The organism is Micrococcus cohnii, from assembly GCF_014205175.1.
GTDB classification, from domain to species: domain Bacteria; phylum Actinomycetota; class Actinomycetes; order Actinomycetales; family Micrococcaceae; genus Micrococcus; species Micrococcus cohnii.
On the sequence record NZ_JACHNA010000001.1, the window covers coordinates 1869619 to 1892956 of the forward strand.

Annotated in this window: 27 protein-coding genes and 1 pseudogene; 9 read left to right on the top strand and 19 right to left on the bottom strand. The window is 68.5% G+C overall.

The genetic code is table 11. The features are described from left to right. The first annotated feature begins 97 nt into the window (after positions 1 to 97). Positions 98 to 1156, top strand: a complete 1059-nt coding sequence (locus HDA30_RS08480; RefSeq protein WP_184241833.1) for a GmrSD restriction endonuclease domain-containing protein — start codon at positions 98 to 100, stop codon at positions 1154 to 1156. 364 nt (positions 1157 to 1520) lie between these two features. Here the strand turns inward: HDA30_RS08480 and HDA30_RS08485 are convergent, their stop codons facing one another. From HDA30_RS08485 to HDA30_RS08500, 4 genes are all read right to left on the bottom strand, one after another. Further along, positions 1521 to 2276, bottom strand: coding sequence for a metal-dependent hydrolase (locus tag HDA30_RS08485; protein WP_184241835.1), 756 nt, complete (start codon positions 2274 to 2276; stop codon positions 1521 to 1523). Between the two features lie 539 nt (positions 2277 to 2815). Next, a complete protein-coding gene (locus HDA30_RS08490; RefSeq protein ID WP_184241837.1) occupies positions 2816 to 3661 on the bottom strand; it encodes a polysaccharide lyase family protein in 846 nt (281 codons plus the stop codon). An 11-nt stretch (positions 3662 to 3672) separates the two neighbouring features. Further along, positions 3673 to 5220, bottom strand: a complete 1548-nt coding sequence (locus tag HDA30_RS08495; protein ID WP_184241839.1) for an alkaline phosphatase D family protein — start codon at positions 5218 to 5220, stop codon at positions 3673 to 3675. Between the two features lie 175 nt (positions 5221 to 5395). Continuing rightward, entirely contained in the window at positions 5396 to 5722 is a 327-nt protein-coding gene (locus tag HDA30_RS08500) for a hypothetical protein (protein ID WP_158496211.1), read from the bottom strand. Between the two features lie 167 nt (positions 5723 to 5889). Between HDA30_RS08500 and HDA30_RS08505 the strand changes: the two genes are divergently transcribed. Together HDA30_RS08505 and HDA30_RS08510 are read left to right on the top strand one after the other, a co-directional pair. After that, on the top strand, positions 5890 to 6177 hold the full coding sequence (locus tag HDA30_RS08505) for a hypothetical protein (protein WP_158496210.1): 288 nt from the start codon (positions 5890 to 5892) through the stop codon (positions 6175 to 6177). Between the two features lie 63 nt (positions 6178 to 6240). Then, entirely contained in the window at positions 6241 to 6540 is a 300-nt protein-coding gene (locus tag HDA30_RS08510) for a hypothetical protein (RefSeq protein ID WP_158496209.1), read from the top strand. A gap of 418 nt (positions 6541 to 6958) precedes the next feature. Here HDA30_RS08510 and HDA30_RS08515 read toward each other — a convergent pair whose 3' ends face one another. The 3 genes from HDA30_RS08515 to HDA30_RS08525 form a co-directional block, all read right to left on the bottom strand. Next, positions 6959 to 7561: a cadmium resistance transporter gene (locus HDA30_RS08515; RefSeq protein WP_184241841.1), complete on the bottom strand. Its 603-nt coding sequence runs from the start codon at positions 7559 to 7561 to the stop codon at positions 6959 to 6961. Continuing rightward, positions 7558 to 7917, bottom strand: coding sequence for a Cd(II)/Pb(II)-sensing metalloregulatory transcriptional regulator CmtR (gene cmtR, locus HDA30_RS08520; protein ID WP_006590980.1), 360 nt, complete (start codon positions 7915 to 7917; stop codon positions 7558 to 7560). Before cmtR ends, HDA30_RS08515 begins: the two co-directional genes overlap by 4 nt. A gap of 223 nt (positions 7918 to 8140) precedes the next feature. After that, positions 8141 to 8530 carry a heavy metal-responsive transcriptional regulator gene (locus HDA30_RS08525; RefSeq protein WP_036382791.1) on the bottom strand — a complete coding sequence of 130 codons (390 nt, stop codon included), beginning with the start codon at positions 8528 to 8530 and terminating at the stop codon, positions 8141 to 8143. Between the two features lie 71 nt (positions 8531 to 8601). Between HDA30_RS08525 and merA the strand changes: the two genes are divergently transcribed. Further along, positions 8602 to 10050 carry a mercury(II) reductase gene (merA, locus tag HDA30_RS08530; protein ID WP_425488392.1) on the top strand — a complete coding sequence of 483 codons (1449 nt, stop codon included), beginning with the start codon at positions 8602 to 8604 and terminating at the stop codon, positions 10048 to 10050. 271 nt (positions 10051 to 10321) lie between these two features. On the opposite strand, the gene HDA30_RS08535 is transcribed toward merA, so the two are convergent. The 3 genes from HDA30_RS08535 to HDA30_RS08545 form a co-directional block, all read right to left on the bottom strand. After that, on the bottom strand, positions 10322 to 10462 hold the full coding sequence (locus HDA30_RS08535; protein WP_002854087.1) for a hypothetical protein: 141 nt from the start codon (positions 10460 to 10462) through the stop codon (positions 10322 to 10324). A 64-nt stretch (positions 10463 to 10526) separates the two neighbouring features. Further along, the gene (locus HDA30_RS08540; protein WP_158496205.1) at positions 10527 to 11438 is read right to left on the bottom strand and encodes a cation diffusion facilitator family transporter; all 912 of its coding nucleotides are present in this window, start codon (positions 11436 to 11438) and stop codon (positions 10527 to 10529) included. Further along, positions 11438 to 11812, bottom strand: a complete 375-nt coding sequence (locus HDA30_RS08545) for an ArsR/SmtB family transcription factor (RefSeq protein WP_158496204.1) — start codon at positions 11810 to 11812, stop codon at positions 11438 to 11440. The genes HDA30_RS08540 and HDA30_RS08545 overlap by 1 nt, the downstream gene beginning before the upstream one ends. Before the next feature lie 86 nt (positions 11813 to 11898). Between HDA30_RS08545 and HDA30_RS10565 the strand changes: the two are divergent. After that, positions 11899 to 12030, top strand: a pseudogene (locus HDA30_RS10565) (ArsR family transcriptional regulator); the annotation flags it as partial. A 10-nt stretch (positions 12031 to 12040) separates the two neighbouring features. Here the strand turns inward: HDA30_RS10565 and HDA30_RS10820 are convergent. Both HDA30_RS10820 and HDA30_RS10825 read right to left on the bottom strand, forming a co-directional pair. Beyond that, positions 12041 to 12565: an IS5 family transposase gene (locus HDA30_RS10820; RefSeq protein WP_425488393.1), complete on the bottom strand. Its 525-nt coding sequence runs from the start codon at positions 12563 to 12565 to the stop codon at positions 12041 to 12043. Continuing rightward, entirely contained in the window at positions 12531 to 12920 is a 390-nt protein-coding gene (locus tag HDA30_RS10825) for an IS5 family transposase (protein WP_425488394.1), read from the bottom strand. Before HDA30_RS10825 ends, HDA30_RS10820 begins: the two co-directional genes overlap by 35 nt. An 81-nt stretch (positions 12921 to 13001) precedes the next feature. Between HDA30_RS10825 and HDA30_RS08560 the strand changes: the two genes are divergently transcribed. Further along, positions 13002 to 13346 carry a hypothetical protein gene (locus HDA30_RS08560; RefSeq protein ID WP_343059366.1) on the top strand — a complete coding sequence of 115 codons (345 nt, stop codon included), beginning with the start codon at positions 13002 to 13004 and terminating at the stop codon, positions 13344 to 13346. Positions 13347 to 13413: 67 nt separating this feature from the next. Here HDA30_RS08560 and HDA30_RS08565 read toward each other — a convergent pair whose 3' ends face one another. The 3 genes from HDA30_RS08565 to HDA30_RS08575 form a co-directional block, all read right to left on the bottom strand. Beyond that, positions 13414 to 14163, bottom strand: a complete 750-nt coding sequence (locus HDA30_RS08565) for an SDR family oxidoreductase (RefSeq protein WP_184241843.1) — start codon at positions 14161 to 14163, stop codon at positions 13414 to 13416. Positions 14164 to 14375: 212 nt separating this feature from the next. Further along, positions 14376 to 14597: a Rieske 2Fe-2S domain-containing protein gene (locus HDA30_RS08570; RefSeq protein WP_184241845.1), complete on the bottom strand. Its 222-nt coding sequence runs from the start codon at positions 14595 to 14597 to the stop codon at positions 14376 to 14378. 102 nt (positions 14598 to 14699) lie between these two features. Continuing rightward, positions 14700 to 15143, bottom strand: coding sequence for a hypothetical protein (locus HDA30_RS08575; protein ID WP_158496199.1), 444 nt, complete (start codon positions 15141 to 15143; stop codon positions 14700 to 14702). 252 nt (positions 15144 to 15395) lie between these two features. Between HDA30_RS08575 and HDA30_RS08580 the strand changes: the two genes are divergently transcribed. Next, a complete protein-coding gene (locus tag HDA30_RS08580) occupies positions 15396 to 16238 on the top strand; it encodes a hypothetical protein (RefSeq protein WP_102708710.1) in 843 nt (280 codons plus the stop codon). Between the two features lie 112 nt (positions 16239 to 16350). Further along, positions 16351 to 16977, top strand: coding sequence for a hypothetical protein (locus HDA30_RS08585; RefSeq protein WP_158497162.1), 627 nt, complete (start codon positions 16351 to 16353; stop codon positions 16975 to 16977). A 38-nt stretch (positions 16978 to 17015) separates the two neighbouring features. Here the strand turns inward: HDA30_RS08585 and HDA30_RS08590 are convergent, their stop codons facing one another. Next, entirely contained in the window at positions 17016 to 17876 is an 861-nt protein-coding gene (locus HDA30_RS08590) for a hypothetical protein (protein ID WP_146017679.1), read from the bottom strand. A 104-nt stretch (positions 17877 to 17980) separates the two neighbouring features. Between HDA30_RS08590 and HDA30_RS08595 the strand changes: the two genes are divergently transcribed. After that, positions 17981 to 18879 (top strand): IS5 family transposase gene (locus HDA30_RS08595; RefSeq protein WP_102708706.1). Its coding sequence is split into 2 segments (ribosomal slippage): positions 17981 to 18331 and positions 18334 to 18879, totalling 897 coding nucleotides; the frame shifts between segments, so codons are not numbered across the junction. Positions 18880 to 18984: 105 nt separating this feature from the next. On the opposite strand, the gene HDA30_RS08600 is transcribed toward HDA30_RS08595, so the two are convergent. The 3 genes from HDA30_RS08600 to HDA30_RS08610 all read right to left on the bottom strand — a co-directional run bounded on the left by HDA30_RS08600 (position 18985) and on the right by HDA30_RS08610 (position 22629). Next, positions 18985 to 19482 carry a hypothetical protein gene (locus HDA30_RS08600; protein ID WP_102708705.1) on the bottom strand — a complete coding sequence of 166 codons (498 nt, stop codon included), beginning with the start codon at positions 19480 to 19482 and terminating at the stop codon, positions 18985 to 18987. 253 nt (positions 19483 to 19735) lie between these two features. Further along, the gene (locus HDA30_RS08605) at positions 19736 to 20980 is read right to left on the bottom strand and encodes an MFS transporter (RefSeq protein WP_102708702.1); all 1245 of its coding nucleotides are present in this window, start codon (positions 20978 to 20980) and stop codon (positions 19736 to 19738) included. Further along, positions 20977 to 22629: an ABC-F family ATP-binding cassette domain-containing protein gene (locus tag HDA30_RS08610; RefSeq protein ID WP_102708701.1), complete on the bottom strand. Its 1653-nt coding sequence runs from the start codon at positions 22627 to 22629 to the stop codon at positions 20977 to 20979. Before HDA30_RS08610 ends, HDA30_RS08605 begins: the two co-directional genes overlap by 4 nt. Positions 22630 to 23338: the final 709 nt, after the last annotated feature.

Consider the following 23338-nt stretch of genomic DNA (forward strand, 5'->3'; position numbering starts at 1 on the left):
CGATCACACCCGAGACGACCGTCGCATCGCTCCAGGCCAGGGGCTCGCTCGGCGCGCCGGCGCCGATCGATACAGGGCGTGGGGCATCGTGGGTCGAATGCCCTCGACGCCTGCTCCCCCGCTGCACCGCCGTCCTCGTCGAGGCCGTCCTCATCGAGGCCGGCGCGGCGCGCCCGTGTTCCTGGTCGGCCTCGCGCTGGCCGTGACGCTCACCGGCTGCGACGTGGTCGTGGGAGCGCTCGAGGACGGGGTGCGGGGCACGATCGCCGACGCCCGGCAGACCGCGCCGGGGTCGGGAGTGCAGCCGCTGCGCGAGGCCGATGCGGCGCAGGTGCTGGCGGGGCTGCCGGTACGCGGGGCGGACGACCGGCCGGCGTCGCGCTACGACCGTGAAGCGCAGTTCGGCGACGGCTGGGCGGACCTGGACGGCGACGGCTGCGACACCCGGAACGAGATCCTCGCGGCGGACCTGGACGAGGTGGAGCGAGCCACCGACGACGACTGCACGGTGGCGTTCGGGCTGCTGCACGACCCGTACACGCTGCGCGTGGTGACGCACGCGTCGGGGCCACAGCCGGCGGGCGACCCGTTCCGCGGGGTGCAGATCGACCACGTCGTCGCGCTCTCAGACGCGTGGGCGTCGGGCGCGGACCGGTTGAGCCAGCGGGAGCGGCTGGCGCTGGCGAACGACCCGGCGAACCTGCTGGCGGTGTCCGGGCCGGCGAACCAGTCGAAGTCGGACCGCAGCGCGGACGCCTGGAGCCCCGAGAACGCGGACTACGCGTGCGCGCTGACCGCCCGGCAGATCGGGGTGAAGGACGCCTACGGCCTGTCGGTGACGCGGGCGGAGAAGCGGGCGATGGCCGAGACGCTCGCCCAGTGCCCCGGCCATCGGACGCCGGGCGAGGACGACCGCGCCTGGTTCGGCGGCACCCAGCGGCCCGACGACGGGGCGTTCCGTCAGCGGGGGCAGGAGCCGAGCGCCGGCCCGGATTCTGCCGCCGGTTCCGGCGAGGACGAGGACGAGGAGGCGCTCACCTGCGCCCAGGTCTGGGACCGGCTGGACCGCCCGGCCCGCGAGGGTCAGGACGAGGAGTACCGCGCGAAGAGCGACGGGGACGGCGACGGGGAGTCCTGCGAGCGCGATCCGCGGTGAACCGGGCGGTGAGCCTACGGGGCAGGCACGTCGGCGGGCGGCGTCGGCGGGAGCAGGATCGGCGGGAGCAGTCGTGGCGGTGGTCTGTCGTCATATGAGCAGTCGCGCCGGTGCGCCGTCATCAGGCGAGCAGTCACGGGCGTGGGCGGAAACCACGCGAGCAGTCACGGCAGAGGGCGCAAACCACCCGAGCGGTCACGCCAATGGGCGGTATACGAGCCGATTCGCACCTCATTCCGCCCGCTGGCGTGACCACACCCGCTCTTTCCGCCCGCACGCGTGACCGCACCCACCCATACCGCCCGCTCGAGCGACCCGTGTGGAGCTCTTCCCTCAGCAACAGCCCCACCGGAACCTCGCGCCGTTACCCCACCGCCGCCGCGATCGCCCGCCCCGTCGCCGGAACCAGGCTGACGGCCCGGACGATCGTGTAGGCGGTGACGATCGAGACGAACGCCCACTCGCGCCACGAGCCGGTGGTGCCGAGCAGGGAGAGCCGGAACCGTCCGGTGGACGTCCAGAAGGGCAGGGGAAGCGGCGGGCGCGGGCGCGCGGGCCACAGCAGGGGCACGCCGACGCAGGTGAGGGCGTCGCCGAGGATGTGCACGGTGACGCCGATCGCGACGGAGGCGGGGATCCACCAGAGCCCGCCGCCGAGGACGGTGCCGAGCACGGCGACGGCCGCGCCGAGCAGCCAGCCGGCGACGAACCCGCGGCCGGGCAGCAGGCGCAGCGCCTTCGCGGCGACGGCGACGAGGAACGCGGCGATGATGCCCTGGCCGGGGGCGTAGACGCGCCCGCCGATCGGCACCTGCAGGTTCGCCGCGGCGACCGCGACGGCGGTGAACGCGGCGATGCCCAGCAGCGAGTGGGTGCCCTGGCGGTGGCCGCCGGCGACGGCGCGGATGCCGCGGGAGATCCATTCGGTGACGGGCGGCAGGGCGTGCGCGATGGTCGCGCGCGGGTGGTCCCAGTCGCTGATGAGGGCGGCGCCGGCGGTGGTGAGCGCGCCGAGCAGCTGCAGCTCGGGCGGCATGTGCAGGGCGGCGACGGGCGAGATCGGACCGGTCAGCGCGAGCCAGGCGGCGGCTCCGGTCGCGGCGTGGGAGGGACCCATCATGGGCGGTGGTGCTCCTTGGGACGTCAGCAGGGGAAGCGCGCCGCAGGCACTGAGGTGCCGACGACGCTGTGACCGGCCCAGTCTGACGAGGGCGCCGAGACGTTAAGGCTGGCTCAGCTTGCCGAGGGCGCGAGCCACACCCGGTTGCGGTGCAGCGCATTCGCCGGCTGCAGCATGACAAGCCCCAGCCTCCGCCATGGCCTCGGTGAGGCGTTCATGGCGTGGCGGCAGGAACTGAACGGTGTGGGGTGGGTGCGGCAGTGGACCGCGTCATCTCCCGCGAGGGTAGCGAGCGAGCGAGTTTTGACCCCGGCGGTGATGTTCTCGATCTGGGATAACGACGCCGACTCGGCACGTAGTAGGACGGCATCGAGCAGACGAGGTCACCAGTCAGGCCCGGAAGTGTCTGGCCGATCGCAGAATCGAAACGGGTGTCCATCCCATCGCGTCCCCACCGGCTGCGCCGAGATGGGACTGCAGCGCGACAACGCACCCGGCCCTTTTCGGTCATGGCGAAACCAGCATCGCCCTACCGTGTCTCAGCCCCTCCGCGAGTACAGGCCCACGGCGTCCCACGCGACCCAGCCGCCCTCGGACAGGGTGAATTCCACCAGGTTCTCCCCGACGTTCAGGGCGCCGCCGGGAAGCTCGAACTCGTGGAACGAGCGCAGCAGGGTGGATCCGGGCAGCGTCGCATCGCCGTCGCGCGACCCCCGCGTGGCCCCCTTGGGCAGGTCAACGGACTGTGCGGCCGCCCCGTTGACGGACACGTCCAGGCGGCCACCCAGGCGCGTTGTGTCCACAAGCCACACAGCCAAGTCCACGGGGAGACTCGGGGCAGCGTCGAGGCTAACCGACCAGCGCAGCCGGTACGCCTTGCGCCCTGCCCAGGCGTCGCCGGGGCCGGGCAGCAGGTACGGCCAACGGCCAGCCTGGCCCTCACCCGCGGCCACCTCGATCACACCTTCCGGGTGCGCGGCGGCGATCTTCGCGTACTGCGCGGGGGCAAAACGTAGCTCCAGGGTGCGCCCGTCGAAGTCGCCGACGCGGGCCAGCTCGCGACCGGTCGCCGTCACGGAGGCCTGCGACTCACCGAGGACCGGAGTCGAGGGCCGCGACCGCCGACCGGCGTCGGAGACGGCAACGACGACGTAGTGCAGCCGCTGACCAACCGGATCGAGCCCCTTGTGCACGAAGCGCGGGTACACCGTCTTGCCGACCAGATCAGCCTCCTTCACGGCGGCCGCCCGCTGCGGCGTCGGGGCGGCGTACACCCGGTAGTGGTCGATCAGCGGCTCCCACGGCAGCGGTGCCCAGCTGAGCTCGACGCAGGCGATCGCGCCGACGGCGGTCACATCGGTGACGGTCTGCGGCTTGTTGCTCATCGGTGTTCTCCTCAGTCCTCGATCAGGCGGCTGCTGCCGGCGGGGGTCGTGAAGCGGGCGCTGAGTTCCTTGGGAGCGGTGTCGTCCGACTCCACCCACGGCACCACCCAGAACGAGGACGTCAGCTGGTCCGAGGTGAACATCACATGCAGATACCCGCGGCGGCCGTCGTAATGGCGCACATAGTCATGCCGGGTCCAGTCCTTCGTGTACTTGTCCGTCCGGGCACCATCGCCATCGGAGGCGGCTGAGGTCGCCACCAGCTCGACGCCGGCCGGCCCGGACTCGAGGCCGGCAGCCTCCCCCCGCAGCTCGGCGGCGACGTGCTTGTGAATGTCCCCAGTGAGCATGACCGCGTTGCCGGATCGGCGCATCTCCCTGAGCAGGCGGCGCCGGGCCGCAGGGTAGCCATCCCACTGGTCGTGACGGTCCTCGGAGACGGGGGCCAGCACGACGCCCCCGGCCAGCACGTTCCACTGCGCACGCGAGGTTCGCAGCCGGTTGGTGACCCATCGCTCCTGGTTCGCTCCCAACATGCTGCGATCGTCCCGGGCGCGGTCCGCCTCGTCCGTGGGCGGGGCGTCCCGGTACTGACGGGTGTCCATGAGCGTGATCCGAGCCAGGGTGCCGACGTCGATCCCCGCGAGGATGTCGGACTCCGGGCCGGTGGGCAGCGCGTCGAGGTCCACAGGCAGGTTCTCGTAGAAGGCCCGGTACGCAACGGCGATTCGGTGCGCGAAGAGTTCCGCCGAAATGCCCGTGGCGGACTCGGCAGCCACATAGTTGTTCTGCACCTCGTGGTCGTCCCAGATAGCCACCGAGGCCGCACGGGCGTGGAGCGCCTGCAGGTGCGGATCCGACTTCGTGAGCGCGTACCGGAGCCGATACTGCTCCAGCGTCTCCGTCTCCACCGCGTGGGCGGGCGTGACCTCGGCGCCCTGACGCCAGAGGTTCGCGGAGGTGATGCCGTACTCGTAGATGTAGTCGCCCAGGAAGACGGTCAGGTCGAGGTCCTCCTCCTGTGCCAGGTGCCGGTGAGCGCTGAAGTGGCCGTGGTACCAGGCCTGACAGGAGATGAGCCCGACGCTGAATCGGTCGGCTGCGTCCCCAGCGGCTGGCAGGGTGCGGAAACGCCCCACGGGACTCGTCCGCGGCCCCACGGTGAAGCGGTAGTAGTGCTCGGTGCCCGCCTTCAGCCCCTCGACGCGCGGGTGCACGGAATGGGCCAGCTCCGGTTGGGCCAGGGCCGTGCCGCGAGCGACGATACGCCGGAAGTCCGCCGTCTCGGCAACCTCCCATTTCACCGGTACCGGACGCAGAGGCATGCCGCCGTGCCCGTCCTCCGCAAGCGGCTCCGGAGCCAGGCGCGTCCACAGCACGACGCCGTCAGGGCGCGGGTAACCGCTCGCCACTCCGAGTCCAAACAGGTTCTCGCGGTGCGGGAGCGGTGCCGCAGAGGCCGAACCCGGCGCGTTGACGCCGAGGGCCAGGACGGCGGCACCGGCGCCGCTGAGCCCGAGAAGTTGACGGCGGCTGAGGTGCGGGGCGCGGATCGACATGACAGCCTTCCTTGGAGGGTGCGGGTACGAGGCAACCGCTGGCAGAGTAGAGGCGGGCAGTGAATGGGCGGTGAGCACCCGTCTACCCCAGGCTGACGCTGAAGTGAGCTTGATATGACCTTCATCGGCCCTGCTGGTCCGACCATGCGACCCGATGAAAGATTCGCCCAGCGGCTCAGCTTGCCGAGTGCGCGGCCAGCCTCTCGTCGAGCACCGTCAGCGCCCGCTCGACGACCTCGTCGACGCTCTGGCACATGTTCTGGCGGAACGACTGGGTGTCGGCCCCGACGCCGACGGTCCAGCCGGCCGTCGACGCGTCCAGCTGCATCCAGACGACGCCGACGCGCTCCCCTCCCGGGAACTCGAACACGACGCCGCCCGGCAGCGTGGACTCAGGCATGAGGTGGTCGGCGAGCGCAGGCCGCGCCGTCACCAACCTGCGTTCGATGTCGTGCCGGCTCATCACGAGCCCGATCTGACCGAAGTCCATTCCTGCGAGCATGGGCGAGACTCCCCTCTGGTCGTCGTGCGCTGCTGACGACTCCGACGGTAGGCACCGGCGCCGAGACGATAAGCACGCCGGTCAGCGGACGCCCCCATTGGATCGCCCTTACCGTCTCCGGCCGACCTCCTACGGTGGCAGCACGTCAATGGGAGGGAAGAGAACTCATGTTCACCGTGCACGTCATGGCCAGGGCCGTCCACGAGAGCACGCCGACGGAGGCGATGCGCGTCGTCGTCGACGGCGAGGACGTGCGCATCTGGGATCCGGACGGCGTCTTCGACCCCGACGTCCCAGTCCTGGCCTACGAGGCGTTCGGCCGCACGACGAAGCGCCGCGTCACGCATGCGGAGGACCCGGTCGTCTGGGCATGGAACCTCCCGCTGCTGCTGCGCGGCCCCTACCTGTGGGCGGAAAGAAGCAAGGACGCGCAGCCGCCCGAACCGCGGCCATGACGCGGGCCGACTCACTCATTGCTCACCCAGCACGCAGAACACCCCGTGCAGAAGGAAGGGAGAATGCCCATGTTCACGATCCACGTCGACGAGATGGACGCCTGGGAAGGCGTCCCCCGCGAGGTGATGCGCATCGACGTCGACGGCGAGGACGTCCGGATCCGGGACGATATGCCGAACTTCGACTACTCGACCCCGGTTCCGGTTCCGAGCTCAGGCAGCTGCGGCCGCACGGACAAGAAGCGCATCACGTATGCAGAGGATCCGGTCCTGTGGGCGTGGAATCTGCCCCGACTGCTGCGCACCCCGTACCTGCGCGCCCGATGGGGAGAGGGGTCAGAACCGCCCGGGCCCCGGCCGTGACGACGCCCACACCCGCACATCACTGAGCCATCAGTTTGCACAGTGAGGGCGTCACTTTACTCAATGACGGACGAGGCTTGCTGTCGAGATGCAGCGAAGAGTTCACACGACGCGCGGTGAACTCTTCGCATATCAGGCGGGATCCGGTCGGCGTGAAATCTGGGTGTCCCGGTGGGCGCTCCCGCGCGCCCCAGGGCCCGCCAGAAACGTACGGGCGGCTGCCGCTCTGGCGGGTCGGTTGTGGCGAGTCATGTGGCGGGCGGACAGGTGTGGCTTCGTTCGCTTGGTGGCGGGGTTTTTGCAGCGCTCCGTGGCGGTCTTGTTGCCGCGATCACGCAGGACTGGCTGCAGGTAGGTGTCGCGGTCTGAACCGAGAGGGGTGCGCCCGGTCGGGGCCGTTTGGATCGCTGCCGCTACGTCAGAGTCCGAAGGCTCCGCCGCTGACGAGGATCACGATGCCGAGGCCGATGAGAACGATGGGGAAGAGGACGTGCTCCCAGCGTTCGAGCACTTCGGCGATCGGGGGGCGGGTGGCGACGAACTTTGCCAGGGCCACCAGGACCGCGACGAGCGCGAGGAAGACGATGCAGTAGGCGACTACTGCGAGAGGTTTCACGCTGAGGAAGACAGGGGTGTAGACGCCGATGTTGTCGCCGCCGTTGGCAAGGGTGACGCCTGCGACTGTCCACACGCCGACCTTCTTGCCGGCAACCTTGGCCTCGTCGTCATCGTCGTCATCGCCTCCGCGCCAGGCCTGCCATGCGGCCCAGAGGCCGAGGCCCAGAGGGATGAGACCGAAGTACGGGATGGCTGCCGAGGGCAGGAATGCTCCGGCGCCGATGGTCACCAGGACCGCGGCACCGAGGATGCCGGCGAATCCGAGGTACTGGCCGGCCAGAATGCGGGCGGTAGTGCCGCGCTGGCCTGCCCCTCGCGCGAAGAAGAGGGAGAGCACGATGATGTCGTCGATGTTGGTCGCTGCGAACAGGCCCATCGCCTGCAAGACCGAGGTGAGGATCATGCGCCCTCCCCAGCTGCGTCGCATCCGGGAAGCGAGCAGGCGGGATCGATGCACGGGGCGTCTTCGTCCACTGCCAGGGTGGCATCGACCAGTGCCGTCAGCGCCTGCGCCAGGTGCGAATCGGCGATCTCATATCGTGTCCGACGACCCTCGGGCTCGGAGACGACGATCCCGCAATCGCGCAGGCATGCCAGGTGGTTGGACACGTTCGGGCGTGTCAGGTCCAGATCTCGGGCCAGTTCCGCCGGGTAAGCGGGATGGTCGAGCAGGGTCAAGATGATCCGGGATCGAGTGGGGTCGGCCAGTGCACGACCCAGGCGGTTCATCACGTCGAGACGCGAAGCAATAGTCAGCATGGACTGAACTATACAGCGCGAACTGAACACTCGGTCACAGGCGTCAGCCCAGATCGCATGCCCGCAAGGGGATCCTTCACCGGGACAGCGGCCGACGGCAGGCCGGAGGAATAGGCGTCGCGATAGGGTGCACCCCGCGCAACAGAACCGTTGCGAAAGGTCTAACACCCCAACGCAACAGAGTGGGCCGCCATGCGCTGCAACGGGCCCGTGAACTTCGGTGTCACAGGTAGCGGCAGACATCCTCGGGGGAGCACGTGGCCGGGTCGCCGGCGGCGGCGTCCTCGCGCAGGTCGGCGATCGTGGTGCGTAGCTGCGCGAGCTCGGCGAGTTGCCGGTCGATCACATCAAGGCGGGTGTCGAGCAGGTCGGTGACGTGCCGGCAGGGGGCCTGCCCCCGGTCGCGGATGTCCAGCACCTGACCGATCTGGGCCAGGGTCAGCCCGGCCGCTTGCCCCCGGCGGATGAAGTCCAGCCGGTCGAGCACCTCGGCGCCGTAGTCCCGGTAGCCCGCCGGGGTGCGGTCCGCGGCGGGTAGCAGCCCGACCTCCTCGTAGTACCGCAGGGTCTTGCTCGTCGTGCCCGACGCCCGAGCCACCTCACCGATCCGCATGCCACTCATTCTCCCCCTTGACCTTCCAGTGCACTGGAAGGTCGATCCTGAGGGCGATGAAGGAGGAGTTCATGACGGCAACGGCTAACAGCAGGTCGTATGACCTGGCAATGATCGGGTCCGGTGGGGCGGCGTTCGCGGCCGCGATCCGCGCCACCAACCTCGGCAGACGGGTGGTGATGATCGAGCGTGGCACCGTCGGCGGTACCTGCGTGAACACCGGGTGCGTGCCCTCCAAGGCCTTGCTCGCGACCGCCGAGGCCCGCCACGTCACACTCGACGCCTCCCGGTTCCCCGGCCTGCCGCTCCCCGAAGTCCGGCCGGTCGACATGCCCGCCTTGATCGCCGGCAAGGATCGGCTCGTCGGGTCACTGCGTGGCGAGAAGTACCTGGACCTGGCCACCGAGTACGGATGGGATCTCCACCCCGGGGACGCCACGTTCGTCGGCACACCCAGCGAGCCGGCACTGCGCGTCACCGGCCCTGACGGCACGGTGGAGACGGTCCGGGCCGCGCACTACCTCATCGCCACCGGCTCCAGGCCCTGGACGCCGCCGGTCCCCGGCCTGCAGGAGGCCGGTTACCTGACCTCGACCACCGCGATGGAACTGGACCACGTCCCGGAGTCGCTGCTGGTCATCGGCGGCGGCTACGTCGCGATGGAGCAGGCCCAGCTCTTCGCTCGGCTCGGCGTCCGGGTCACCATGCTGGTCCGCTCACGGCTGGCGTCCCAGGAAGAACCCGAGGCGTCCACCGCCCTGGATGAGATCTTCACGGACGAAGGCATCCAGATCATCCGCGGCGCGGTGCCCAGCGCGGTCCGCCGCGACCCGGCCACCGGCGAGGTCACGGTCACTGCCACCACCACTGACGGCTCACAGGAACTCCGGGCGGCCGAGGTACTCGTCGCCACCGGGCGCCGCCCGGTCACCGCCACGCTCGGTCTCGACACCGTCGACGTGCGCACCGGCGACCACGGCGAGGTGGTCGTCGACAGCCATCTGCGCAGCACCAACCCGCGCGTCTGGGCTGCCGGTGACGTCACCGCCCACCGTCAGTTCGTGTACGTCGCCGCGGCCCACGGCGCCCTCGTCGCCGACAACGCCCTCACCGGCGCCGGCCTCGAGGTCGACTACCGCCACCTGCCCCGGGTCGTGTTCACCAGCCCCGCCCTGGCCGCCGTCGGGATGACCGAACGGCAGGCCTCCGCTGCCGGGATCCGCTACGACAGCCGTGTCCTGTCACTCGCGCACGTCCCACGCGCGATCGTCAACCGCGACACCCGCGGGTTCATCAAGATGGTCACCGACGCCGACACCGGCCGCATCATCGGCATTACCGCCCTGGCCCAGGACGCCGGCGACCTCGCCGCCGCCGGGGTCTACATGCTCGAGGCCGGCATGACCACCAGCCAGGTCGCCAACCTCTGGAGCCCCTACCTGACCATGGCCGAAGGCCTCAAGCTCACCGCGCAGGCCTTCACCACCGACATCGCCAAGCTCTCCTGCTGCGCGGCGTGAACCTGCCCCGCACACAGGGACACCGATAGGGGACCGCCTCGCCCCGGGGCGCGAGACAAGAAAATGGTCGCCGATCAGCCCTACTTACTGGCACCCCTGCGTATCGGACCTGCAACCACCGGGGAGTTCAGTCGATGCAAGAACTCCCGTCCCAGGCCTATATCTGGACGTCTTCACGACCTCTACGTGCTCGACCCGACGAGGACAGCACTGGACGACGCGATGACCACCTTGCGGTGCCGCCATGAGGCCGCGGTCCGTTTGGGCCGCGTCACCGCACCACCATGACCACGATCGTCACCACGTAAGCCGCGGCGACCAGACCGATCCCCAGGAGGGTGAGCACCACCCCGCGCCGGGCCGGCCGCTGGCCCTCGTCCGGCCCGGGGCCCTTGCCGTGCTTCGCGGTCATCGCGCGCTCCTAAGACGTTGCTCAAGCATGTGCGGCTCTCGCGAGCGGGCTTCGGTGCCGAGTGCTACCAGCTCAGGTCGTGACAGCCGTCGCTGCCGGCGCCCTCCACCTGCAAGGTGGCATGGACGATACCGTAACGGTCGCGCAGCACCCGGCGCGCGCCGGCAAGCACGGCGCCGTGGTCCGCGCCCTGGTCAGCGACCAGGTGGGCCGTGGCCACGTTCATCCCCGACGTCAGGGTCCACAGGTGCAGGTCGTGGACCTCCTCCACCCCCTCGACCGCGTCCAGGTCACCGGCGACGTCCTCCGGTTCCACCCCTTCCGGGGCGTGCTGGCCCAGCACCGCGATCACCTGCCTGCCCAGAACCACCGCCCGGATGATGACGAAGACCGCGATGAGCGCCGCGACCACGACGTCCCAGATCGGCTGGCCGGTGAGGATGATCAGCACGCCGGCGACCATGACACCCACCGACCCGGCGGCGTCGGCGATCACCTCGTAGTAGGCGCCCTTGACGTTCAGGCTGTCCTTGGCCCCGCTGCGCAGCAGCAGCATGGAGATGATGTTGATCACCAGGCCGGCGAAGCCGACCGCGAGCATGGCGCCGGAGGCCACCTCCGGCGCGTCGCCCAGCCGGCTGATGGCCTCGACCACCACGTACACCCCGATCGCGAGCATCGCCAGCACCGCCAACGCCGAGGCGAACACCTCGGCCCGGTAGGAGCCATAGGTGCGTCGCCCTGTGGAGTCCGGCCGGCTCGCGATGCGCGTCGCCAGCAGCGCCGCACCCAGCACCACCACATCGGCAGCCATGTGCCCGGCATCCGACAGCAGCGCCAACGACCCCGACACCAGCCCCGCGACCAGCTCGATCAGGAAGAAGCCCGCCGTCAGGGCGAACGCCCCCGCCAGCCGCCGACGGTAGCGGCCACCGGCATGCCCGGTCGCCGGGGCATGGCTGTGTCCCGCCCCCATCAGCCCTGCCCCTCGTGGCGGGCGTGCTCACGGGAGACGTCCAGCAGCATCCGCACATGCCCGTCAGCGAGGCGGTAGTACACCATCCGCCCCTCCCGGCGGTTCTCGACCACCCCAGCGGTACGCAGCACCCGCAGCATCTGGGACACCGACGCCTCCGCGACATCGACCGACGCCGCCAGGTCACACACGCACAGCTCGCCGGCCTCCAGCAACGCATACAGCACCCGGGCACGGCGCGGGTCCCCCAGGAGCTTGAACAGCCCGGCCAACCTGCCGGCCTCGCGCTCGTCGGGGATCCTCTCCCGGGTCAGCGCCACCTTCTCCGGATGGACGGCGGTGACCTGACACGAATCCAACGGCGTCACACTCATGCCACGACCATACACCTATGCAGATGTGCAGATATCAGCAGCGGGAGCCACACACGAGAGGTCAGCAGGTTCTGTATGGCCAGCGCATGCTGACTATTGCTTCGCGGCTGGACGTGATGAACCGGCTGGGCCGGGCGATGGCCGACCCGACCCGCTCCCGCATCCTCATGACACTCCTCGAGGGCCCGAGCTACCCGGCGGTACTCGCCCGCGACCTAGGGCGTGTTGCTAAAGGGTAGTAGTCAGCCAATGCAGTGTCGCTGCGAGGCTGAGCCCGGCGTGATAGTTCCGGGCGTACTTGTCCGAGCGCATCGCGATCCCTCGCCACTGCTTGAGCCGGATGAAGCACCGCTCCACGACATTGCGTCCCCGATAGCAGCGGCGCTGGTCTTCCCCGAAGCCGATCGGCCGGCCCGGGCGTCTGCGCCGGTGCGCGATCTGATCGGCCCGCTCGGGGATCGCGGTCGCGATGCCATGCCGGCGCAGCCAGGCCCGGTTCACCTTCGAGGGGTAGCCCTTGTCCGCAATCAGGCGGTCAGGCCGCGCCCTGGGCCGCCCACGGGCCCCGGCAACGCTGATCTGCTCCAGCGTGGTGGCCAGCATCGAGGTGTCCGCCACCTGCCCGCCGGTCACCACGAACGCCAGCACCCTGCCCTTGCCATCACAGACCAGATGAGACTTCGTCGTCAGACCGCCGCGGGAGCGTCCGATGGCAAGGTCAGCCGGCTCGTCCGCTGATTTCTTGTAGTTCATCCAGGCCCCCTGTGGGGCGGGGCAGGGTCGCCCCGTGCTGGTGGGCGCGCACGATCGTGGAATCGATCGAGGCCACCCAATCCAGCTCGCCAGCCTGCTGTGCCATGGACTGGGTCTTCTCCAGCACCCGCTCCCACACGCCCTGGGCAGCCCACCGGTTGAAGTTCTTGTAGATCGTGTTCCAGTTCCCGAACCGCTCGGGCAGATCCCGCCACGGCGCCCCCGTGCGGAAGCGCCACGCGGCGGCCTCGACCACCGCGCGCCGATCCACCGGCGGCCGACCGGTGGATTTCGGCGCGGGGAACAGCGGGCCGATCACGGCCCAGACCTCGTCCGAGATGACATCACGCGACACCCCTCAAGACTGGCGCACCCAAAGCTTGAAACCCTTTAGCAACACGCCCTAGGCCGGCTTCCAGAGAGGTGCGACGAGGCGATCGGCGTCGTCGCGGCCCAGGTCGCGGAACTCGCGCAGGTGATGGGCGAGGACGTGACGGCCCTGCGGGCCCGGTATGCGCTGCTGCTCGAACTCTCACCCGAGGACCCGGCGTGGTCGTCCCTGCGTGGGCCGGCCCGGGTCCGCGAGGTTGTTCTCACCATGGCCGAGGAGGCGCTGGGCCGGGTCGGCGTCCGGGACGATTCCGGACGGGCCTGGGAGCTGCTGGCCCTCGTGGACGGCCTGCTCTTCCGTCAGGCGGTCACTGCAGGGCCAGCGCCCATTCAGCCTGTCGTCGAGACATTCATCAGAGGACTCCCGAAGGACGGCAACGCTCGGCCCTGATTTCGGCCCAGGCTAAAGCCCCGGCCTTCTCCAAGCACGAGGCCCCCACGCCGTCCGTGAGGCTGAGTCAGTGGGCTGCACGCACCCAGTCGCGGATACCACCAGGAACGACGGTGTCGGCCTCCTGGGGCAGGAGAGCGCCTCCGGCGATGGCGCGGCCGAGATACGGCAGCTGACGCAGCACACGAGGACGGCGGCCGGCGATCGACCCGCGCTCCTGCAGGATCACGCGCGCCAGGTCAAGTGTGTCTGCCTCCTCAGCGCCTCGAACAACAACGGTCGGGCCCGAATGGGGGTTCATAGCGACATCTGCGACCGCAGCCGCTGCGGCATCGGCCGACAGTGGTGCCATGCGCATGGCCGGCAGCAGGGTCACGGGGCCGAGGGATGCACGGCGCACCACGTCTTCGATCAGCTCGAACCACTGAGTGGAGAGCACCACCGTGGCCGGCACCTGCGCGGACGCGTAGATCCGCTCTTGGGCGGCCTTGGCCGCGTAGTAACCGTAGGCCCGACCAGCGTCAGGGTCGTCGGCGCCATAGATCGACACGCAGACCAGTCTGCCCACGCCGACCTCGGCTGCAGTGGCCGTGATGTTCTTCGCGCAAGTGGTGAAGAAGTCCGTGGCGCGGCGGCGGGACATGGTCTTCATGTCCAGGGCGTCGACGACGACGTCGGCACCCGTGAGCGCTGCCGCCACGCCCTGACCCGAGTAGGCGTCCACGCCGGTGGCACGGCTGGCGGGGAGCACTTCGTGGCCGTTGCGATGCAGCCGGTCGTAGATCTTGCTGCCGAGGAGACCAGTCGCGCCGAGCACGGTGATGTTCAGGGATCGTTCCTATCGATTGGGTCTGCACCGGTATCTATACCAACCGGTCCTGGACGTTGCCACATCACGCCGCAGTGCTTCCGCGATGCAGCAGGGGCGATCGTGGTGTTCGTGTTGGTTTGCGCCGGGGACGAGGGGCCATGGCTGCACGGCTCGTAGCGCCCCGGCCCTCGCGGTCGCGCGTCAAGCGGGCGGGATGGTCAGCCCGTGATGATGATCCGCTCGCCGTCGACGCGGACCTTTGCGGCGCGCAAGGGCTTTCCTGCTGGGCCGTTCTTCGGCTCCCCGGTGGCCAGGTCGAACATGCTGCCGTGGGCGGGGCACCGGATCCCCCGGCGACTGACCTCATCGACCGGTCGACCGGCGTGCGGGCACTGCTTGCGGAAGGCGCAGAAGACACCCGGCTCGGGCTGGGTCACCACGTAGGGGGGCATTGGGCAGTACGACGCCACCGCGGGCAGGGATGTCTGCGGTGTCCACCTTGGTGCCCGGGATCAGGGCGTCCTTGAAGCGATCGAACATGGTCAGTCTCCTGCCGAGGTGAGGGCGCGGGTGAAGTAGGTCTCGAAGGGGTACTCCTGGCCGCCCATGTGCCACTGTTCGAGGCCGGTCAGGTAGGCGCCGAAGAGCAGGCTGCGCACCTCAACGCCCGCCTCAAGACGAGGCCTACCGGTGGAAGCGAGGGCCTCAATGAGCCGCCCGGCCAACATGTCCAGGCTTGCGAGTACGGCTCGTCGGACGGCGGGCTCCTCGATGACCCAGCGCAGGCCCTTCCACTCGAATCCCGAGGCGAGGCCACGCAACCCCTCGGCCAGGTGGTCCGGGTCGAGGTCGGAGAAGGGCTCGTCACCGGGCTCCCAGGGGGTGGCGGTGAACAGCCCCTCTTTGGTCTGGAAAAGCCGGTAGACGGCAGCCTCGCGGCTATGGGGGTTGCGCTTCTGGGGTGAGGCGGCTCCATTTATCACCATAGACCGGGGGGCTTCACCCTCTCGCCTGGCACCCCTGCCGCTCCCCTCCCACTGGGAGATGCTCGCTGGAAGGGCATCCAGTCGGGAGCAGTGAGAGTTGTCGTCAAGCCTTCAGGGGCGTGCGGCTGTCGAGATGCAGCGAAGACTGCACACGACACGCGAGGAAGACTGCACAGACGCCGCCCTCCAGGACCTTGTGTGCAGAGTCTGCCAGGCGACCCTTCACCGGCCTAGACCGTTCATGATGGGTCCGTGACTACTCCGTCAGGCGCACCAGACGTCTCCGCCGACACCGAGGTCCGGCTCCTCACCGCACGCCTCAACCGCGCACGAACCCACTACCTGGACTTTGCAGAGCTGTGGGCGGCATACCTGGAGGGGCACCCACACTCCATCGCCCGGGAGATCCTGACCGACGGAACCGTGACCATCCGCCTCGACCGAGTGGCTCCCATCCCCGCAGAGCTGTCCATCCTTCTCGGAGAGTTCCTCTACGAGATGCGTGCAGCGCTGGACAACTGCCTCTACACAGCAGCCGTCATCGCATCCGGGCAGAACCCGCCTCCAGGGGCCGAACGACTCGAATGGCCCATCCGCACCGACCAAACTCAGTGGAAGAGCCAGGCCAACCGCTACAAGCATCTGCCAGCCGAACTGACTGAAGCTCTCGAGGCCATCCAGCCCTACAATGCCGAGCTCCCCGCCTGGAACTGCCTGGCGATCCTCCATGGCCTGGCACGATTCGACCGGCACCGCAGCCCATGGCCCCTGGCTCTCTTCCTCGTCAAGACACAACTGCAGGTCCAGCCTGACGTCGTCGAGCCACTCGACGTCGCCTGCAACCGAGTGATACACCCAGGCGAGACACTCGCCACGTTGCGCCTCTCCCCCGGGCACGTTCTCTCACCGACCAACTTCGACTTCCACGTCGAGTTCGATGTCGACCTCGCTGACATCGAACCTTCCGAAGGTCCCGAGGGTCTGCACGTCCGCCCCTGGGGGTCCCTCGCTCACCGCCTGCAGAGCGTCCACCGCGCAGTGACGGAGTACTGCGACGACCTGCTCCTTCTGGCGGCTTCCTGCCGAAAGCACTGACGAGTCGCCCCCCTCAAGGACAGCCAACCTCACGCATGGAAGCTGCCCGTGAGTATGAGTTTGCCGCAGGCGACACGGCAGGCGGGCGCGGGAAGTTCGAGACAATGACTCCATGTCAGATCTGTCGTGGGTTGCCCCTGTAGTAGCAGCAGTGTCTGCCGCGTTCGCCGGGCTGTCGGCATGGGGCACCGCCCGCCAGGCCAAGTTCGTGCGTGACCAAACTCAGATCCAGCGTGAGCAGGTTGAGACAGCACGTCGGCAGATCGAGCTGCAGCGCGAGCAGGCAGAAGCGGCCGCCCAGCCCTACGTGTGGGCCGACATCCAGCCGGACCCTCAAGTGGGCCACATGCTTCAACTGGTCGTGAGTAACGCAGGTCCGACTGTGGCCACGAACGTGCGTGTCACAAGCACGCCCCCGCTGCCGTCGGCGCCTCCATACACGGAGCGGATAGACAGCCTGGAGCTAGTGCTGAAGAGGGGGATCAGTTCTCTAGCACCTCATCGTTCACTGCGATGGATCCTTGGTGTGAGCAGCGACCTCTTCAAGCCGAGTGCTCCTGAGCCGATCACGCTGCGAGTGGAAGCTGAGGGACCCCACGGCCCGCTGGCGCCTCTGGAGATCCGCGTGGACTTCACCGATTGGGCCAACGCACGAGATGCACCTGAGGGGTCATTGCATCAGGTGCATCGCGCCATCCAGGAGCTGACCAAGAGCGTGACGAAGGCCCAGGACCGCTAAGCGGTGCCGGCTCTAGACCGCCAGAGCCGTCGTCTCCGTCATGGCACCCGCAGGCTCAGATGGCTGAGCTCCTTCACCGACATCATCGGCACTCCGTTCTTCGCGACCTTGAGGTGCCCAAAGACCATGAACTGCGCCTCGACGACGTCGAAGAGGCTCTGCCACCGCAATCCTCGCTGGTGGTTCATCGCCTCCACGACGGCCTTCGCGATGGCCGCGGACATGTGGAAGGCGAACAACCGGTCAGTGCCTGAGCGAACGTTCAAGAACCAGTGGGGCAGCTCTGCGCTGGTGCGGTTGACGGTGGTGACTTCACCCCAGACGAAGCAGTGGGTTCCCAACGCTGTCTGTGGAAGGACCGTTGCATGGTGGATGGCGTCCCGCATCCGCGCCTCGCCCCGCTCAGGGACGTTGATCGGACGGTCCGACTGTGCATAGGACGGGTCCTTCAGAACATGTCCGTGTAGTGCGCGCAGCCCCACTGACCTGTTGCCGCCTCGGTCACTTGGTTCTGTGATGTGCCGACGGGCTGGGCTCGCTCCGGGCTCGCGGTCCTCGGCATCCCGGAGTCGAAGGCCTGCCCCGGATGCACCGATCAGCCCATCCAACCGTGGCTGCAGCACCTCGCCATGGTTCTCACGGCTGCGAACAGGGCGGGTGCCGTCGGCCGGCACGTTGTCCACCGCTCCACCGCCCTGCGCGCAACCTTCTGGGTGGTGGCCGGCGAACTTGGCCGAGGTGTTGCCGGACCGGTGGACGAACCAGGCTCCCCCGTCACAGTCGACGCATCGAAAGCCGTTGCCTTGTGACCGATGGAGCGCTTTGAAGTCGTCGCTGGCATGCTGGAAATCGACCGCGTTCCAGGTCTGCCCCGTATGGATGCTCCGAGCACGATCCATGTCTCTCTCCTCCGCGATATAGACACGGCCAAGCTAGAGCACCGCCCTGACAGGTTTAGGGCGTGTCTCCCAAATCCGCAGTCTGCGTCGGTAAGGGTGATCGCATGTCGCGGTTGCAGACGCTCTCGGACGCCGAGTGGGACTTGATCGAGGACTTCATGCCGTCTTCGGACGGGCGGCGGGGTCGTCGGTTCTCGGATCACCGGTTGGTGGTCGAGGGGATCATCTACCGCTACCGGACCGGCGTTGCGTGGCGGGACCTGCCTGCGGAGTTCGGTCCGTGGCAGACGGTGTGGAAGCGGCACCGCCGCTTCGCAGGCGACGGGACCTGGGACAAGGTCCTGACGGCCTTGTTGACCAGGGCAGACACCATGGGCGTGATCGATTGGGATGTTGCGGTCGATTCGACCATCGCGCGTGCCCACCAGCACGCGACGAACACCAGGCGCCTCGCGGGGGGGCTCCATCGAATTACATGATGCAGATGCCCGAGCCGGTCGATCATGCGATCGGGCGATCGCGTGGCGGTCTGTCGACGAAGGTCCATCAGCTGTGCGACGGCAAGGGACGTCCCATGGTCATCGCCGTCGGGCCGGGGCAAGGCAGCGACTCGAAGATGTTCCCGCACCTGCTCGCTGCGGTTCGGGTCCCGCGCGACGGGGTGGGGCGGCCTCGCACCACCCCTGACGCGGTGTTGGCAGACAAGGCGTACTCCTCGCGAGTTCACCGCACCCTGCTGCGCAGTCGAGGGATCACGGCTGTGATCGCTGAACCTCGGGACCAGCAGTCGAACCGGAAACGCCGTGGTTCGCGTGGCGGACGCCCGCCGCTGACCGATCCAGGCAGGTACGTCAAGCGGCACGTCATCGAGAACAGCTTCGAGCGGTTCAAGCAGTGGCGCGGCCTGGCGACCAGATACGACAAGCTCGCCTCGACCTACCGCGCCGCTGTCCTGCTGCGGGCGATCCTTCTATGGCTCCCCGCCCTCACCGAGCGGCCGTGACCACGGGCGTGGTTTCACGCTCATGCCGATGTGCGGACAATCGGTGAGTCGTCGGCACGGAGCGTCCGATTTGCCGCTATGCGCTCGAGCCGATCTGAATCCTGGTCAGGAGTTGATCGGGCGCCTTGCGCGCACGGCGGGCAGGGCACGCCTTAACAGACGGACCCAGAGGGACCAGCGGGCTGCCGCCACGCCGTCGGCCCGGTCGAGAAGGTCTTCGAGCACTGCGTCGTGGAGCGGGCCCACCAGGAAGATCCACTGCATGTATTGCGGAAGCGGGACCTCCAGTTCGAGTTCATGGACGAGCACAGATCCAATTGGACGGGGGTGGACGACGAAACGGTGTTCCCCGTGCCAGTGAGGGGATCCGAGGATCGTGTCGAATTCGAAGACCACGCAGCCGCGGGCGCGCGCGGTGCAGCGATACCGAACCGGGCCGTGCCCGCCTTTGGCGCCAGCGGCGACTTGCCGGTCGAGGCGCATGGGGAACCACAAATGTCGTGGCCACAGGGCGTCGGTGTTGCTCCCCAGGCCGTCCAGCAAGGTGTCCACCTCGCCGGTCGTGGCCGCCAGGTGACGCCGATGCGTGTTGCGGATCTTCATGTCTCCAGGGTCTCAGCGGCGGGCTCGCCCCGTCACCCCGACGTCCGCTTCTGTCGCGAAGCGCGCGTCGTGAGCGAGACGTCGCATGGAATTGGGAGACACGCCCTAGGCGGCGGCCGGCATGGCGGCCGCCGCCGTCGGAGATGTCGCCGAGCCCCTTCACATCCACGCGCACCCAGAACCCGGGGTGCGCGTACTCACCCCAGCGGACTGACTCGCCCGTGGCGAACCCTCCCGGTGGTGTCGATGTGCATCACGCCCCGTCCGCCACGCCAACGGTCGTCCGCGGCATTCTCAGTTGACCCAGGGTTGCGAGGAGGACTGCCATGACTAAGGGCACCAGTCCAGCGCTGATGAACAGCGTGTGGGTGTCGATGTGCCGGCTGAGCAGCCCGGTGAGGGCAATGGACAGCGGCATGAAAGCGATGGAAATGAAGAAGTCGAGGCTGGCGACCCGGCCAAGCATCTCAAGCGGGACATGCTCCTGGAGGACTGTGCCCCAGATGACCATTCCGATCCCGATCAGCGCGCCGTAGATCGCGAGCCCCACACCGATGGCCCACGGGTTGCTGGTCAGTGCAGGGATGGTCAAAGGCAGGCAACCGAGCGCCCAGGCGCCGATCATGGCGGGCAGGAAGCGTTCCGGTGTGCACCACGACCCCGCCAGCAGGGACCCCACCAGTCCACCGACGCCGAGAGCCGCGAGGACGGCCCCGTACAGGGCTGGCCCGTTCTCGTGTGAAGAGCGCATGAGGGCGGGCAGGAGCACTTCAAGCGGTCCGGTCACGACCAGCCCCATGACGGCCGCGAACAGGACACTGGTGCGGACCCAGCGTGTGCGGGCGGCGTAGCCGAACCCGTCGAGCAGGTCGCCGATCGGCGAGGCCGCCGACGCGTCAGCCTCACTCTCGGCGGGCGTAGGGGCAGGCAATTGCAGAGCGGCGAGCAATGCGACAGCGAGTGCCGCTGCGATGAGATACCCGCCAGCGGCGGGCATGCTGACGCCGATGACTGCTCCGACGGCGGCGGGCGCGAGTGCCTGGCCGACTAGGGGGCGGATGGCACCCTCGAGGCCGTTGACAGCCATCAGGTCATCGCTTTCCACCAGGACTGGCACGAGGGCGGTGTACGCGGGGAAGAAGAACGCGGTGGAAACGCCGATGAAGAACGCGGAAGCCGCGAGCATCCAGAAGGCGACCATGCCGAAGACGGCGACTGTGGAGGTTGCCGTCGCGATGGCCAGGTTCAGAGAGAGCACGCCCACGATGACGGACTTGTTGGGGATCCGGTCAGCAAGGACACCGGCCGGCAGGGACCCGGCGAGAAGGCCGATGCCGCTCCAGACCACGACTCCCGAGAGCGTGGCGGGCGTGGCACCCAAGTCGAGGGTCTGCATGGCCAAGTAGAGGGCCCAGGCGCCCTGGGCGAAGATGGTCAACACCATCGCGGCGAACAGCCAGCGGTAGGTGGGAATGGTCAAGGGGCGCAGCGGATTCACGGCATGTCCTTCGGGTCGAGATCAAGGTGGGGCCAATCGGCCAAGTCGTCGAGCATCTGCCGGTCATGCGTGGCGACGATCACCGCGCAAGGGGTCTGCAGAAGCTCTGTGGTGATGTCATCGACGAGGCTCGACGACAGATGGTTGGTGGGCTCGTCCAGGAGCAGCAGGTCCGGGTCCTGCGCGAGGCACAGGGCCAGGTGGAGACGTCGTTGCTGTCCTTGCGACAGGCGCCCCACGGGGGTGCTGGTCGCGGAGGCCTCGAGCAGTCCCAGTGAGCCGAGAGAGGGTGCCTGAGATCGGCAGCCCAGCTTCGCCAGGTACGTCTCGTAGGCCACGTGGGCAGGGCTGGTCCGGTCCCAGTCGGGGACCTCCTGGGACAACAGGGCGATGCGTGCGCTGGGGTTCACCTGCACGTACCCGGTGGTGGGGACTAACCGCTGTCCGAGAACCGCCAGCAAGGTGGACTTGCCCGCGCCGTTCGGCCCGGTGACGACCAGCCGGTCTCCCCCGTTGACTCCGATCGAGACAGATGTGTCCAACCGGCGCTCCACGGTGAGCATGGAGGCGTTAACGATGCTCATTCCGCGTCGTGCCGAGGACTTCGGCCACGCCAAACGCAAAGGGGGTTCCGGCACGTCGATCTCGTGCCGCTCCAGGTCTTCGACACGTCGCTTGAAGGCCTGTACCACCCCCGCGGCGCGGGTGGCGCGCTGGTGCTTGCCGGTGCCCTTGTCAGGTCGCCATCCGCCCTGGGACAGGCGGGAGCGCGCCTCGGCTGCAGCACGTGTCAGCTGCGCGTGGCGGGCGACCTGGGCGGCATGGTCCTGCTCCCACGAGACTCGTTCCCGTTGCCGGCCTTCGACCCATCCCTGGTACCCGCCCGCATAGGTCCGAGGTCGGCCGTCACGGGTCGGATCGAGATCCAGGAAGGTGGTCGCCACGTCGCGCAGCAGAGCGCGATCGTGACTGACCAGGGCCAGACCGCCGGCGTGGTCCCGCAAACGTTCGGTCAGGAAGGACAGCCCTGCGGCGTCCAGGTGGTTGGTGGGCTCGTCCAACAGGAGCAGGTCAGGGGTCGAACCGAGGGCGACGGCCAGCCGGACCCGGTACCGCTGGCCGACCGACAAGGTCGACAGGACGCGATCGCGGTCGCTGCAGGCGTTCAGGCCTTCCAGAGCGATGTCCACACGTCGTTCGGCATCCCACGCGTCCAGCAACGTGGCCCTCTCGAGCGCAGCCGAGTAGGCATCGGCTGCGTCGTCCCCTTCGGCGAGGGCAGCGCTCGTCGCGTCCAGTGCCTCGAGGGCAGACCTGGAGGGGCCAGTCGCCTCGGCGATGAGGTCGCCCACCGTGCAGTCGCCTTCGGTGGCCATGCCCTGTTTGACCAGGACGAGGGAACCCGCCTGGGTCACGACGCCTGAGTCAGGTTGCAGGACTCCGGCCAGCAGATGGAGCAAGGTGGTCTTGCCCCGGCCGTTGTCGCCGACGATCGCCAGACGCGACCCGACAGAGACCGTGACGTCCACCCCGTTCAGGACATGCCTGTCCCCCAGGGTGATGTGAATGGATTCAGCGCGGATGTGTGCGGCGTGCCCCTGGGGCGTCCCGTTCCACACACACGACCGCAAGGATCGTGAAGTTGGCATTGCGTACTCTCAGCTCGTCATGGAGCCGGGCACCACAAAGTGACCGCCCGGCAGATGGCCAGGACGGCAGACGAGAGATCAGAAGGGGTCCCGCCGCCGTCAGCGGGCGGAACGCAGCTTCATCGAGGCGATGCCTGAGTACATGGGGCTGAGGGTACCTAACCGGGTGAGTCTTGGGCGAACCAATTAACCTCCCCGATCATTCCAGCTAGCTGGAGCACTTCGTCGGGCATGAGCCCCTCCCGTCAGCCGAAGTCCCCAGATGGAGCCCCGTACTGGGCACCAGGGGGTGGGCCGGTCACCTCCGCTCTCCACCCCTCGATCGCTGCTAGATCCAGCGAGAGTTCGCGAGGGGTCTTGTAGATCCGTTCATGCCGAGAGGCACTGCCGTTCACGCTCGGAGGTTCCACGAGCAGACCGTCCTGGGGGTCTCCCGTGGTCCAGCTGACCGCGGTGGCCGAGGGGTCCGGTGCGAAGACGCCGGCGTGGGGACGACTCGGTTCAAAGCACCAGAGTTCCGCCCCTGTAATCTCCAGGAACTCCTGCGACAGAACCCATCCTGGCCGATGACTCAACAGGGCCGACAGACTCATCTCATCAGGGTGATGCTCCTGGTCGCGGCTCGGCATACCACCGAGCTGTCCCCCGCCCAGTGTGTGGCGTGCAGGCCTGGCTGCCTTGCGCGCGCGCCTCTTGCGGTTCGATGACT

Excerpts from the sequence above, each read along its gene's own strand:
- merA (WP_425488392.1), top strand. The coding sequence starts at position 8,602 with ATGACGGCAACGGCTAACAGCAGGTCGTATGACCTGGCAATGATCGGG.
- HDA30_RS08500 (WP_158496211.1), bottom strand. The coding sequence starts at position 5,722 with ATGCTCGCAGGAATGGACTTCGGTCAGATCGGGCTCGTGATGAGCCGG.
- HDA30_RS08545 (WP_158496204.1), bottom strand. The coding sequence starts at position 11,812 with ATGAGTGTGACGCCGTTGGATTCGTGTCAGGTCACCGCCGTCCATCCG.
- HDA30_RS08575 (WP_158496199.1), bottom strand. The coding sequence starts at position 15,143 with ATGGTGATAAATGGAGCCGCCTCACCCCAGAAGCGCAACCCCCATAGC.
- HDA30_RS08590 (WP_146017679.1), bottom strand. The coding sequence starts at position 17,876 with ATGGATCGTGCTCGGAGCATCCATACGGGGCAGACCTGGAACGCGGTC.
- HDA30_RS08585 (WP_158497162.1), top strand. The coding sequence starts at position 16,351 with ATGTCAGATCTGTCGTGGGTTGCCCCTGTAGTAGCAGCAGTGTCTGCC.
- HDA30_RS08535 (WP_002854087.1), bottom strand. The coding sequence starts at position 10,462 with ATGACCGCGAAGCACGGCAAGGGCCCCGGGCCGGACGAGGGCCAGCGG.
- HDA30_RS08480 (WP_184241833.1), top strand. The coding sequence starts at position 98 with ATGCCCTCGACGCCTGCTCCCCCGCTGCACCGCCGTCCTCGTCGAGGC.
- HDA30_RS08600 (WP_102708705.1), bottom strand. The coding sequence starts at position 19,482 with ATGAAGATCCGCAACACGCATCGGCGTCACCTGGCGGCCACGACCGGC.
- HDA30_RS08540 (WP_158496205.1), bottom strand. The coding sequence starts at position 11,438 with ATGGGGGCGGGACACAGCCATGCCCCGGCGACCGGGCATGCCGGTGGC.
- HDA30_RS08525 (WP_036382791.1), bottom strand. The coding sequence starts at position 8,530 with ATGCGGATCGGTGAGGTGGCTCGGGCGTCGGGCACGACGAGCAAGACC.
- HDA30_RS08510 (WP_158496209.1), top strand. The coding sequence starts at position 6,241 with ATGCCCATGTTCACGATCCACGTCGACGAGATGGACGCCTGGGAAGGC.
- cmtR (WP_006590980.1), bottom strand. The coding sequence starts at position 7,917 with ATGCTGACTATTGCTTCGCGTCTCGACGTGATGAACCGCCTGGGTCGT.
- HDA30_RS08505 (WP_158496210.1), top strand. The coding sequence starts at position 5,890 with ATGTTCACCGTGCACGTCATGGCCAGGGCCGTCCACGAGAGCACGCCG.
- HDA30_RS08495 (WP_184241839.1), bottom strand. The coding sequence starts at position 5,220 with ATGTCGATCCGCGCCCCGCACCTCAGCCGCCGTCAACTTCTCGGGCTC.
- HDA30_RS08610 (WP_102708701.1), bottom strand. The coding sequence starts at position 22,629 with ATGCCAACTTCACGATCCTTGCGGTCGTGTGTGTGGAACGGGACGCCC.
- HDA30_RS10820 (WP_425488393.1), bottom strand. The coding sequence starts at position 12,565 with ATGAACTACAAGAAATCAGCGGACGAGCCGGCTGACCTTGCCATCGGA.
- HDA30_RS08490 (WP_184241837.1), bottom strand. The coding sequence starts at position 3,661 with ATGAGCAACAAGCCGCAGACCGTCACCGATGTGACCGCCGTCGGCGCG.
- HDA30_RS08515 (WP_184241841.1), bottom strand. The coding sequence starts at position 7,561 with ATGATCCTCACCTCGGTCTTGCAGGCGATGGGCCTGTTCGCAGCGACC.
- HDA30_RS08485 (WP_184241835.1), bottom strand. The coding sequence starts at position 2,276 with ATGATGGGTCCCTCCCACGCCGCGACCGGAGCCGCCGCCTGGCTCGCG.